Origin of the sequence: Trebonia kvetii, assembly GCF_007827045.1 — a bacterium.
Taxonomy (GTDB): Bacteria; Actinomycetota; Actinomycetes; order Streptosporangiales; family Streptosporangiaceae; genus Trebonia; species Trebonia kvetii.
On the sequence record NZ_RPFW01000010.1, the window covers coordinates 282,715 to 294,650 of the forward strand.

Here is an 11,936-nt window from a genome sequence, read left to right on the forward strand (position 1 = left end):
CCTGATTTCCGTGCCCTGTCGGGGCTGCCCCGGATGGTTCTGGGTTAGGTACGGTGGCGGTATGCCGGCAGATGCCATGCGCCCCGACCGCGGATGAACGACTTCCAGCAAGCACTCGAGCAAGCATGCGCCGCCGCCGGCCTCGACCCCGGCAATGCGCGCCTGCTGCGAATGGGCTCCAACGCGGTCTACCACCTCAAGGCTCCCGTCATCGCCCGCGTCTCCCGCCCCGGCAGCGACATCGGCCTCGTCCGCCGGAGCATTGCCGTTGCCCGCTGGCTGGAGTCCGAGGACTACCCCGCGGTCCGCGTCATCGGCGTCGACCAGCCAGTCATCGCCAACGGCTATGTCGTCACGTTCTGGGAGTCGGTCGCCGATGACGGTGACCAGTTCGCCAGCACACCCGAGATCGCCGCCATCCTCGCCAAACTGCACCGCCTCACCGCACCGGAAGACCTCCGCCTCCCGCGCCTGGACCCGTTCGCTAACGCAGCCCCGCGGATCGACGCCAGCACCTGGCTGACCGCAGACGACCGCAGCTTCTTCACCGAGACACTGGCCAGGCTCCAGGACGCGTACGCCGAACTCGAATTTGCCCTTCCGCAGGGCGTCATCCACGGCGACGCGAGCGTCGGCAACGTCATGCGCGACCGCAACGGCGCCCCCGTCCTCATCGACCTGGACGGGTTCGCGGACGGTCCCCGGGAATGGGACCTGGTGCAGACGGCCATGTTCTGCGACAGCTTCGGCTGGCACACCCGCCAGGAATACGAGGACTTCGCCCGCATCTACGGCTATGACATCACCACGTGGCCCGGCTACCCGGTCTTGCGCGAGGTCCGCGAGTTCCTCATGGTCACCTGGCTCATCCAGAAAGCAGCCGAAGACACCCAGGCCGCCGCCGAGGCCGCCAAGCGCATCACCGCCCTGCGTACCGGCGCGAGCCGCATGGACTGGCAGCCGTACTAGGCGACCGCAGCGGACCGTTCGGGTCGTGCCGCGATCCGCCACAGCCGGAACTGCACGGCCTGCTCGCCGAACTCCCGCACGCCGGCAGACCCCTCGGCCATCACCAGATGCTCGCGGAACTCCCGCAGGTAATTCACGCACCGCCCCGACCGGATCTGCTCCCCGGCACCGAGCGCGGCAAGAGCAGTGCTGCAGGCCTGCTCAGCGTCCCCGGCGGCGAGATAGGAGTCGGCGAGCACCATGGTGGCGAAGAAATCACTGCGCGCGAACCGCCCGTCCGGGGAGGCCCCCACGCTGCGGCCAGCATGCTCGGCAGCGTCCCTGGCCCGGTTCAGGTCCCGCAGGCAGTGCCCGAACTCAGCGGACAGTTCCGCCTCGTCGAAGTACTGAAACCAGGCCGGATCCGCCTCAGGCCTGCGCCGTTCGTATGCGCTGACCGCCGCCGCCAGCGCCAGGTCGCAGGCCCTGGCTTCGCCCAGCCGGGCCAGTGCCCGGGCCTCCATCGTGTGGAAGTGCGCGGTGAGCGTCGCGGTGGCGATCCCGGCCGTCCCAGTCCTGGCCGCCTGCGCCAGGCTGGCTGCCTCACGGAACCGGCCGGTGTAGGTGGCCTGATGGCTCATCGCGTCCAGGATCCCAGCGCCGAGCAGCCGGTCACCAGCTGCCTGGGCCAGGCCGAGCGCCTGGATGAAATACCGCTGCGCCTGCGGACTCCACGGGGTGCTGTCATTCGTCATCCACGCTGCCAGTGGCCGCCGCCGAACCTGTCGTCCAGCTCTCGGAACATGTCCACTGTGTCTCGGAACCGCTCTACGTCGCCCATCCCGACCCGCACGCCGTTCGGTGCGGAATCACCGCTTCCAGGAATGGTGGAAGGGGCAACGAGCCAGCGGAGCGAGGCCTCGTTCCAGGCGGCAGGAATGACGAGGCCCCGCTCGAGGGCGGACTCATCGGCCAGGTCAGCCTGCCACAGCGACGACACGGTTCCTGCTGCCTGCAGCGGCGTGCCCGGATACTCCAGGCCGGCATCCAAGTCCGCCATGCCCGCTGCGCGGACAAGGCTCATCCCTTGCGCGCCGGATGACATCGACCCGAGCCCGAGTGCCTGCCGAGCCGCCGCCGGCAAGCCCAGCCCGTCAGCGAACGCCTCGAACGTCGAAGCCGCCCGCGGCTGCCGCTTGCGCCCTGCCCATTCGCTCAACCGCCCCTGGCTGATGCCAGTCAGGCCGGCGATCTGCCCCTGCGTCATCCCGTGCGCGCCAAGGACCCTGATCACCGCACCGAGATCACGCCGTGCGCACGCATCCAGAACGTCCTGCCGTGCGCAGACCCGCTCGACGATCCCGCGCACCTCAGAGATAGCCAAAGCCACGGCGCGCTCCCCGTTCCCTTGGGCTGCTCGCCATCCAATGTGCTGACATGTCTCATATTGCCGGTACATAAGGGAACACGGATGGCAACACGATGCGGTTCGCGTTGGCGAGCAGACAATTGCCTTCAGGTCTGGCACCTAAGCGCGCGAACACGAAGCGATGATTGTCCGCTCCCGGTACGGCGCGGTGGCCCGGCGCGACAGGGACTCAAGCTCAGCGCGCTCGCCGGCGCTGAGCCGGATGAGATAGGGGCTGGAAGGCACGGGCTCCATCGTGCAGCCCCGCGCGCAGGGCATGATGGCCTTATGGCCAAGCCGCCCGACTCGACGAAGACCTCGTGCCAGCAGAAGCTCGCCGGCCGGGCCCGCGAGCGGTGGCCACAGCTCGCTGGCATCGACGTCCGCTGGCACGGCCAGTTCTCCTACATCGCCGGCCGGCTCCCCGACGGCAACGCCCTGCCCCTGATGCGGCTCCAGTACACGGGATCGGCCGCCCACTGGGGCTTCGCCATCTACCGCGCCAGCCACGACGACTACGACAAATCGCTCCTGCCCACCGGCCTGCCGTTCGGCACCCCCCAGGAAGCCCTCGACTGCGCCTGCGGCCTCTACCTCGGCGACGCTACAGCCTGGACCGACCCGTCATCCCAGACGAATTAACGGTTCTGACCACTAGATACGGACACGACAATGAGCTGGAAGCAGAAATTATGCCGACACCTTCCGCACACCCGCACCTATGAACAGCGCCTTCACACCGGGCTCGGCATAATCCACGGGCCGGCATAATCGGTGCTATGCCGATGTCGGCATAGCACCGACAACGCGGTAGGCCTCTTCCACACCACCGGGCCCCAACTCGCCCCGCTAGCCAGGAAGTACTGTCCGCCGGCACCGCTGCTGCGCGAGCTCATCCTCCGCGCCGACACTCCGCTCCTCGTGGACGTCAAGCTGATGATCGCGGGCCAGCTCGGCAAGGCGGAGGTCAGATGCGCTCTCATCTGCGGCGATCACGAAGGGAGTTCAGGGCAGCCGAGGGAAAGAGGCACGCGGTGAGCGACCAGGACGCCTGGATGGATTCCGGCCGGTCCCATCTTTCGCTGCTCCGGACCTCGTGCCTATTCGGAGCAGCCCCCCGGTCATCGAGGATCGGGAAGCCGAGCCACGGTGATGGACACTGACCCACGGCCAGCAAACGGGAGCGGCGCGACGCAGACGTGAGACAACGCCAGGCATCCGAGTCGAGGCTGTCCCCGACCCGAGGTCGACCTCAGGTCGACCCGCCTGCACCTACAAAGACGGCGGCCGGCAGGCCCGCCCCACAGGGCGGCACTGCGAGCAGCGCCTCGGCAAAGGTCCCGCCGGCCGCCTGGCCCCGCGGCGCCCCGGAACGCCCACCACAGGCGGCTTCAGGCACCGCAGGACTTGCCGGAATTGTAGAGGACAGGCCCCCGCCTCACCTGGTGATGCCCTCGCTGCCAGCGCTACGATTCCCCGAGGTCGGCCTGAGGCCGTCCCGAAGCCACACCCCGCAGAAGAAGGCCACGACGGGAAGCGCTGCCCGAGGAGGTAGTTCCCTATTCCGGCGATCAACGGGCGCCCGGTGATCAGCCGCGCCGACATGGCGGCGCGCGGCGTCCCGTATCCCACGGCCAGCGCCTGGTACCGCGACCGGGCCAGGACGGGTCACCCGGAGAAGGCGGGCCGGATCGGCCGGACGGACTACTGGTACGAGGACGAGTGGACCGCCTGGCACCAGGCGCATCAGGAGGCCAAGATCGGGTCGCTGACCCAGGTCGACCGGGGCGGCGACCCGGACGACCTGGTGAATGCCGCTGAAGCCGCCCGCATGCTCCGTTACTCCAGCCGCTACGTGATCCACGCCAACCGCCGCCTGGGCTACTTTCCCGAGCCCGACGCCTGGGGCCCGGCCGCTCGCGGCCGTCCTGCCCCGCTGTGGAAGCGCTCCACGGTCTGGGCCGCCGCCGACCGCCGCCCCGGCATCGGCGGCGGCCACAAGCCCGGCACCCCCGGCGCTCCCGCCAAGCCCCACCCGTACGCGGGCGACGAGCGCCTCGCTAGCGTCCTGGCCGGGCTCCGCGCCGGCAGCCTCCCGCCAACCAGGGACCTGGCCGCGCAGTGGCAGGTCAGCCAGCGCACCGCCGAGCGGATCATCCGCGCCGCGCGCGCCGTCCTGGTGCAAGAACAAGCCGATTAAGAGGAACGGGTGCGTGTTGCACCTTGATGCCGCCAATAAATGTGAGTAGCTTTATAAAAGTCGACAGGGCGGCAACCCTGACGGCAACGGATTATCACCACACCGAAGGGGGCCGAACATGGTTCCTGCACCTCCCGTCCGCCGCCGCTTCGTCGGCCGGGCCCTGCGCCGCTACCGCGAGAGCCTGGGCTTCTCCCTGGAAGACGCGGCCCGGCTGCTGGAATGCGACAGGTCGAAGATCAGCCGGATCGAAACAGGCCAGCGCGGCATCCGGCCCAAGGAACTGCGAGAACTGCTGGCCGAGTACGGGGCACCCGAAGACGAGCAGCAGCTGCTGACCTGGCTGGCCGACCCGCGGGGCGCATTCGAGTGGCACCGGGAGTACGCGGCGATCCTGGCCGGACCCCTGCGGGACTACCTCGCCATGGAAACCGCCGCCTCCAGGATCGCGGTCTACGAGGCGCAGCAGGTTCCCGCCCTGCTGCAGACCCCGGCCTACGCGCGGGCACTGGCGGAAACCGACCCGTCCCTGGATGACGATGCCGCACGCGACCGGGCGGCCGAGGCGGTCCTTGCCCGCCAGCACGCTGTCCTGGGGGACTCCCGCCCGCAGGTCCACCTGATCATCGGCCAGGCCGCCCTGCACCAGCAGGTCGGCAATGAGACGGTGATGAGCGAGCAGCTCGCCGCGCTGGCTCGGACCGCCGCCGACAGCGGCAGGATCACCGTACAGATCCTGCCGTTCGAGTCCGGCGCACACGCGGCCGCGGGCGACGGGTCGCTGTGGATCCTGCAGTTCGCCGCAACACTCAGTCATGGGCTCGTGCACCTGGGCGGGATCGGCGGCGGGGTGTGCCTGGAAGACCAGAAGGACATCGACCCCTACCTGCAGGTGTTCCAGCAGCTGCGCGCGTTCGCGATGAGCCAAGCCCAGTCAGCCCTGCTGCTGCGCGGCCTGGCCGGCGACTGACAACCGCGCGAGCCCGGTGCCTCCTCCGCACCACTTCCCCGCGGCGGAAGCACCGGGCTCCTGCCTCGCGAACTACCGCTCCGGCAGCATGCCCTGCCAGCTGACATCGCTTTGCGAGGCAACCGCTGATCCGCCCCGCGTTCCCGAAACGAGGGAAGAACCATGCCTGCCCTTACTCCCGCCATCGCCGAACCGGCTCGTCTCGCCCAGCCCGGTCAGGCGCTGACCCGCCGCGCGGTCACGGTCATCACCGCGGCGATCGTGGTCATGACGTTCGCTTTCAGCCTCGGTAACGTGACCCGGCTGTGCCTTGACCTCGGGATCACCGCGTGGATCGCCTGGCTGATCGGCCCGGCGGTCGACCTGAGCGTGGTCGGGCTGCTGACCGGGATGCGGTTTCTTTCCCTGCACGGCTACACCGACGCCCAACTGGCGCGGCTGCAGCGGATGCTGCGGTTCTGCGGCCTGCTCACCCTGGCGCTGAACACCGCCGAGGCCTTCGGCCACCGCCAGTACGGCACCGCCCTGGTGGACGCGGTCGGCCCGGCACTGCTGATCGGCTGGAGCGAGACCGGCCCGTGGCTGCTGCGCCAGATCCACGCCGTCTGCCCGCCCGCCATGCCGGAACCGCAGGCACAGGAGCAGCAGCCGCGCCCCGTCCCCGCACCGCCTGCGGTGCTCCCGGCCAGACTGCTGGCCAGGACCCGGGAACTGGACGCCGAGCACCGCGCGGCCACCGGCCGCCCCATCTCCCGCGACACCCTCCGCGCCCGGCTGCGAATCGGCCGGGACCGCGCCAGTGCCCTCGTCGCCGCAGTCCGCGCGGAAGCCTCCGCCGGGACCGGGCCGCTGAGCCAGGCGGCGTAAGCCGGACCAGCCGTTTCTCGTCATGGCCCGGCCCGGCCGGTTGCCTGCCAGGATCGCGAGCACTATAGTCGGCTACGGTCGACTATTGAAGCTCATGGCCGTACACCTCTGACTTACCGAAGACGCAGGGATCGCCGTCCGCCGAACCGGAACGGGCGGCCCGCCAAGCGCCCCGGCAGGGCCGTCAGCGCCGCATGGCGCTCGTTCCCCGGCCCTGCCGGGGTTTGTCATGCGCCCCTTTTTCCTGCGATTCCCCGATTATCTCACTGTGATATATCACCTTGATATTGGTTCGGTGCCGCCGCCCGCATACCGTCATTTCCATGAGATTCCCTCCGCAGGGAAAGGAAGTGATTCCGGTGACGGGAAATCCCCGGCGCGGAGATGACGGGAGGACCGCATCATGACTTCGCTCACGCTCGTGGTCGCGGTTACCGCATTCCTGTCCGGTGCTGCGGCCGCCGTATTCCTCATGCTCGTGATCGGCATCCGCAAGGCAGGCTCGCTCCACCGTCCCGCCGCCCGGACTGCCCCGCTGGACGCGGCAGCCCGTACCGTGCTGGGCTTCGGCAGCTGGCCGGACGGGCCTGCCGCCCTCACCGACCACCGCGACGACTGACCGGCACCGCCTGAGCCGCGCCGCCACGCAAACCGCAGCCGGCTGCCATCAAGCAGGCACCTGATTTCTCCCGGAACAGCGGGCGCATTCTAATCCCCGGTTCCGGTCCAGCTTCCTTCTAACAGGAGTAATTCACCCATGCCCGAAACCGCAGTAATTCCCCTCGCCCTCAATGGCCGAAATGCATGGAGCCTAATGACAGCCGTAATGCCTGTCGCGCAGCCTGACCAGGCCGCGCTTCCAGAGTCCGCCGCAAATTCCGGAGCGACCGGAGCATTCACTGTCCCACATGCCGGTCCTGGCCGTGACCGGCCCGGCCTGTGGCTGCATGCCGCGTCGTTCGGCCTGTGCGTCCTGGCTGGCGCCGCGGCGGCCGTGAGCTTCTCCGCCCAGTACCGCCTCGTCTACGTCGCCCGGCACCTGCGCGTCGTCGCCGGCCTGGAAGCCGCGATCCCCGACGCAGCCGCTCTGGTGTTCGCCTGCCTGGGCGTCGCCCTAGCCCTAAATGGCCGCCGGGCGGTCCGGGCCCGAGCACTGAATGCCGCCTCGGCCGGGGCGAGCGTGTTCATGAACGTGATCGCCGCGGCACCCGGGTGGCGGGACCTGGCGGTGTGGGCGATGCCCCCGGCCGCCTACGCGCTGGCCAGCGACACGCTTATCGGTGTCGTCCGCGCCTGGGTGCTGGCCCGCCGCCAAGACCCGGCCGTTCTCGCCGAGGCCTCCCTGCTTGTCGCGGCCGCCGGCCTGGCGCTGTGGCTGCTGCGCCTCAGCCTGGCACCGGCCTCCACCCTGACCGGGTTCCGCACCTGGGTGGTCGAGGAGTGCCCGGTCGCCCCCGGCCGCCGCGCCATCCTGCCAAATCCAGCCGCCGGCGCGGTCCTCCCGGGCAGTCACGCCCCGGCCGGCCAGCCCAGTGCGGCCGCCCGTTCCGGCCGGGTCAGCCTGCCCAGCACGCCATCCCGCAACGCCGACCGTCAGCGGCGGGGGAGCGGGCGCGGCGGGACGAAGACCGCCCGGTTCCTGGCCCTGGTCACCGAACGACACGGTCCCCTCGCCGGCATCCCCCTGCCCTCAGTGGGCCGCATCTGCGCCGAGCTTGCCCCGGCCGCCGACCTGAACACCGGCTCTGCCCGCTCCGCGCTGCGCCGCGCGGTGCTCACCGCCCAGAACGGAGACCACTCATGATCAAGTACGCCATCCTCCTCGCCGTCATGCTCATCGTCGCCGGGTTCTGCACTTGGGCGTACCTCCCGGCCCGCTACCTGCCCCGCAACCGGGTCCGCTCGATGCAGGTCCGCCTGCACCTGCGACTGCACCCCGGCAAGGGATTCGCCACCATCGCCGGCCTGTGGCTGCGCTGGGGCCGGCTGGCCGCGCTGCGCCGCTCCGCCCGCATCCGCCGCACCCTGCCCTTCTGGGTCCGCATGCTGTGGCCGGAAGAGCACTCGGTGTTCCTCGGCCGCGCCCACTGGCGTCACGGGCTCCGCGTCCTGCTGGAGGAGCACGTCCTGGTCATGGCGCCGCCGCGCACGTTCAAGACTGCGTTCCTCGCCGACGTGATCCTTCGCTACCCCGGCCCGGTGATCGCCACCACCACCAAGGCCGACGTGTACGGGCTGACCGCCGCGGTCCGCTGCCAGCTCGGCCCGGTGCACGTGTTCAACCCGCAGGACATCGGCGGAGTGCCGTCCACGTTCCGCTGGTCGCCGGTCGACGGCTGCCAGGACCCGGCCACCGCGATCCGCCGCGCCGACGCGTTCGCGTTCGCCGTCTCCCAGCAGGGCGTCGAAGACGGCTCGTTTTGGTCCGCGAAGGCCAGCGACTACCTGCGCTGCTATTTCCATGCCGCCGCACTGGCCGGCTACGACCTGCACGCCGTCACCGCCTGGGTCGCCGGCGACGACCCCGACATACCCGAACGCATCCTGACCGCCGCGGGCGCCCGGCAGTGGGCACGCACCCTGGCCGAGCTGCGGTCCGAAGCGCACAAGACCACCGCCACCGTCCGCATGGTCATGTCCCGCGCTCTGTCGTTCATGGCCGACCCCGCCCTGGCCGAAAGCGTCCTGCCCGCCCCCGGCGAAGGCTTCAACATCGCCGCGTTCCTGCACGAATGCGGCACCGTCTACATGCTCGCCGAGGCGATCGGCGAGGACGCGCCGGTCGCCCCGCTGTTCGCCGCCATGGCCACCGAAATCCACTACGCCGCCGCCCTCATCGGCCAGGCATCGGCATCCGGCCGGCTCGACCCGCCGCTGCTGATGGGACTGGACGAGGTCACCCAGATCTGCCCGGTTCCGCTGCCGGCCTGGCTGTCGGACTCCGGCGGCAAAGGCATCCAGGTCATCGCCGTCGTGCACGGCGAGGCGCAGCTCGCCAGCCGGTGGGACGAGCACGGCCGCCAGGTCGTGTGGGACACCTCGAGCGTGAAGGTGTTCCTGCCCGGCATCACCGACACCACCACCCTGGAAGCCGCCAGCGTGCTGTGCGGGCAGGCGTCGTGGAAACTGCACGGTCAGGAACACGTCAGCCTGCACGACGTCGCCAGCCCCGACATGGTCCGCCAGCTGCCCGCCGGGTTCGCCCTCGTCATCCGCGGCGGCTACGCCCCGGTGATCGCCCGGCTGCCCCGCGCCTGGAACAACCCCGCCTACCGGCGCGCCCGCCGCCACGGCCGCGCCCTGCCCGGCCGCCCGTACCCGCTGTCCGCCGAACCCGACCCAGACCCCGGCTACGCCCTCGAGCCCGGCCCTGATTCAGACCAGTGGCCCGACTTCCTGCCGCCCGGCTGGACCTCCGGCTACGACGACTCATCCTTCCCGTGGAACTGACCATGACCCCCAACCACGACCCGCTGCCCGCGGTCCTGGACCAGCTCGCCGCCTGCCGCGACCAGCACACCGCCCTCGACACCCGCGAAACAGCCCACCACGCCGCCCTGGCCGCACAGCTGGACCAGCTGGCCGGCATGATCACCACGATCAGCCGCACCCTCGCCGAAGACACCGCCGCCCTGGCCCGCCTCGACGCCCTCGACCGGCAGGTCACCGAACTCACCCATCGGCTCACCACAGCAGAACACAGCGGCGGCGACGGTTACCGGCCCCGCCCGGCACCGCCCTGGTGGCGGCTCGCCGGCGACGAACGCCGCACCCCGCTGACCGAGCTGCGCGAGTGGGTTGACCGGGTCTACCGCCCAGGCTACGGCCACCTCGCCGCCCCGCTCGGCCCGTGCTGGCCCGAGCACGACCTATGCCTATACGGCCTCGACATCGCCAGCCAGCTGTGGGCCGCCCTCTACCTGGGCGGCGCCCGGGACACCAGCGTGCTGTCCGCCCAGGCCGAATACCAAGCCCGCATCCTGCCCGCCCTCGCCGCCCAACTCGCTGCCGAGACAACCCGCTGCGGCCACCACCCGCCCGCCGGCTACCCCCGGAGCATGGCATGAACCGGGTCCTGCGGCAGGCGCTGGCATGCGCTGAACGCGGCTGGCCGGTCTTCCCCTGCCTGTGGAACATGAAAGTTCCCCTGACCCGGCACGGCTACCGCGACGCCAGCACCGACCCGGAACAGATCACCGACTGGTTCGCCCGCGACCCGCACCGCAACCTCGCCGTCGCCACCGGAGCACCCGGCCCCGACGTCCTGGACATCGACCACCATGGCCCCGCAGGAAACGGGTTCCCCGCCCTGGCCCGGCTCCGCGACGCCGGGCTCCTCGACCAGGCAGCCGCCCGGATCCGCACCCCCTCCGGCGGCCTGCACCTGTACTTCACCGGCACCAGCCAGCGCACCAGCCACCAGCCCGCCGCCCACATCGACTTCCTCGCCGCCGGCGGTTACGTCCTCATCCCGCCCTCCCAGGTCAGTGGAAAGCCCTACATACGCGAGGAAGCACTCGGCGGCCACGGCGTCCTGGACTGGGACGCCGCCGCCCGGCTCCTGGAACCCGCCCGCCAGCACCGCCCCCCGGCCGCGCAGCCCGACCCGGGCCAGCAGATCAGCGCCCTCGCCCGGTGGGTCGCCGCCCAGCCCGAAGGCAACCGCAACGCCGGCCTGTACTGGGCCGCCAACCGCGCCCTGGAAAGCGACCGGGCCGCCGACCTCAGTCCCCTGGCCGCCGCCGCCCGCCAGGCCGGCCTCGCCGACCAGGAAATCACCCGCACCCTCAACTCCGCCCGCCGCACCACCCAGCACACCCCCGAACCGCCCGACCACCAGCCTGAGGGAGCACGTTGACATGACCAGCACTCCCCGCCGCCAAGACGACCGCCAGCCCGCCGCACCCGCGGAACCCGCACCGGGCCGCGCCGAGATCCGCGACCAGCTGCGCCAGCTACGACAGGAAGGCGGCACCTACCGCTCAATCGCGGCCGCCGCCGGGCTGGCACCCGGCACAGTCCACGACCTGGCCACCGGCCGCCGCAGACCCACCCCGGCCACCACCAAGGCCCTGCTCGGCGTCCACGGCGGCACCCTGCCGCGAGCCCGCGTCGACGCCGGCGGCACCCAGCTGCGGCTGCGCGCCCTGCACGTCATGGGCCACGGCTCCGCCCGCATCGCCCGCGCCCTCGGCGTCCGCGAGATGACCATCCGCGACCTGGTCCGCGGCAGCAACCTCACCGTCAGTACGGCGCTACGCGACGCGGTCACCGACCTGTACGACGCCTTGTGGGACAAGCGCGCCCCCGAACGCACCCGCGCCGAACGCGCCGCCGCCACGGCCGCCCGCCGCCGCGCCATCGCCGGCAACTGGTGCGCCGGCGCCGGACTCGACGACGACCAACTCGACACCCCTGTTGCCCGGCGTTCAGGATGCCGATGACCCGGGCGTTGAGGATGCCGATGGCTGGAGACGAGATCGCCCCGCCGGGCTTGGCCGGCGGGGCGATCTGGTTGGCGAGGTGTCGCCGGCTGTCGGCGA

14 protein-coding genes are annotated in these 11,936 nt (G+C 71.0%); 11 read left to right on the forward strand and 3 right to left on the reverse strand.

Going from position 1 to position 11,936, the window contains the following annotated elements; translation table 11 throughout:
* Positions 1 to 93: 93 nt before the first annotated feature.
* A complete protein-coding gene (locus EAS64_RS39715) occupies positions 94 to 969 on the forward strand; it encodes a phosphotransferase enzyme family protein (RefSeq protein WP_145861814.1) in 876 nt (291 codons plus the stop codon).
* Here the strand turns inward: EAS64_RS39715 and EAS64_RS39720 are convergent.
* A complete protein-coding gene (locus tag EAS64_RS39720; RefSeq protein ID WP_145861816.1) occupies positions 966 to 1,703 on the reverse strand; it encodes an NsdA family TPR-like regulatory protein in 738 nt (245 codons plus the stop codon). The two genes, EAS64_RS39715 and EAS64_RS39720, sit on opposite strands and share 4 nt — an antisense overlap.
* A complete protein-coding gene (locus EAS64_RS39725) occupies positions 1,700 to 2,338 on the reverse strand; it encodes a helix-turn-helix domain-containing protein (RefSeq protein WP_145861818.1) in 639 nt (212 codons plus the stop codon). The genes EAS64_RS39720 and EAS64_RS39725 overlap by 4 nt, the downstream gene beginning before the upstream one ends.
* A 306-nt stretch (positions 2,339 to 2,644) precedes the next feature.
* Here EAS64_RS39725 and EAS64_RS39730 point away from each other — a divergent pair, with 306 nt between their 5' ends.
* A complete protein-coding gene (locus EAS64_RS39730) occupies positions 2,645 to 2,998 on the forward strand; it encodes a hypothetical protein (protein WP_145861820.1) in 354 nt (117 codons plus the stop codon).
* Between the two features lie 207 nt (positions 2,999 to 3,205).
* Here the strand turns inward: EAS64_RS39730 and EAS64_RS44250 are convergent, their stop codons facing one another.
* Positions 3,206 to 3,352 (reverse strand): hypothetical protein, encoded by a 147-nt coding sequence (locus EAS64_RS44250; protein ID WP_187366517.1) that lies wholly within the window; start codon positions 3,350 to 3,352, stop codon positions 3,206 to 3,208.
* 589 nt (positions 3,353 to 3,941) lie between these two features.
* On the opposite strand from EAS64_RS44250, the gene EAS64_RS39735 reads away from it, so the two are divergent.
* From EAS64_RS39735 to EAS64_RS39775, 9 genes are all read left to right on the forward strand, one after another.
* Positions 3,942 to 4,556, forward strand: coding sequence for a helix-turn-helix domain-containing protein (locus tag EAS64_RS39735; RefSeq protein ID WP_145861822.1), 615 nt, complete (start codon positions 3,942 to 3,944; stop codon positions 4,554 to 4,556).
* Between the two features lie 118 nt (positions 4,557 to 4,674).
* Positions 4,675 to 5,526 carry a helix-turn-helix domain-containing protein gene (locus tag EAS64_RS39740; RefSeq protein WP_145861823.1) on the forward strand — a complete coding sequence of 284 codons (852 nt, stop codon included), beginning with the start codon at positions 4,675 to 4,677 and terminating at the stop codon, positions 5,524 to 5,526.
* 162 nt (positions 5,527 to 5,688) lie between these two features.
* A complete protein-coding gene (locus EAS64_RS39745) occupies positions 5,689 to 6,393 on the forward strand; it encodes a hypothetical protein (protein WP_145861825.1) in 705 nt (234 codons plus the stop codon).
* Between the two features lie 403 nt (positions 6,394 to 6,796).
* Positions 6,797 to 7,012: a hypothetical protein gene (locus EAS64_RS39750; RefSeq protein WP_145861827.1), complete on the forward strand. Its 216-nt coding sequence runs from the start codon at positions 6,797 to 6,799 to the stop codon at positions 7,010 to 7,012.
* Positions 7,013 to 7,219: 207 nt separating this feature from the next.
* Positions 7,220 to 8,197 carry a hypothetical protein gene (locus EAS64_RS39755; protein ID WP_222849954.1) on the forward strand — a complete coding sequence of 326 codons (978 nt, stop codon included), beginning with the start codon at positions 7,220 to 7,222 and terminating at the stop codon, positions 8,195 to 8,197.
* A complete protein-coding gene (locus EAS64_RS39760) occupies positions 8,194 to 9,843 on the forward strand; it encodes a type IV secretory system conjugative DNA transfer family protein (protein ID WP_145861829.1) in 1,650 nt (549 codons plus the stop codon). Before EAS64_RS39755 ends, EAS64_RS39760 begins: the two co-directional genes overlap by 4 nt.
* On the forward strand, positions 9,834 to 10,460 hold the full coding sequence (locus EAS64_RS39765; RefSeq protein WP_145861830.1) for a hypothetical protein: 627 nt from the start codon (positions 9,834 to 9,836) through the stop codon (positions 10,458 to 10,460). The genes EAS64_RS39760 and EAS64_RS39765 overlap by 10 nt, the downstream gene beginning before the upstream one ends.
* Positions 10,457 to 11,251: a bifunctional DNA primase/polymerase gene (locus tag EAS64_RS39770; protein WP_145861831.1), complete on the forward strand. Its 795-nt coding sequence runs from the start codon at positions 10,457 to 10,459 to the stop codon at positions 11,249 to 11,251. The genes EAS64_RS39765 and EAS64_RS39770 overlap by 4 nt, the downstream gene beginning before the upstream one ends.
* A gap of 1 nt (position 11,252) precedes the next feature.
* Positions 11,253 to 11,837, forward strand: coding sequence for a helix-turn-helix domain-containing protein (locus EAS64_RS39775; protein WP_145861832.1), 585 nt, complete (start codon positions 11,253 to 11,255; stop codon positions 11,835 to 11,837).
* The last annotated feature ends 99 nt before the right edge of the window (positions 11,838 to 11,936 follow it).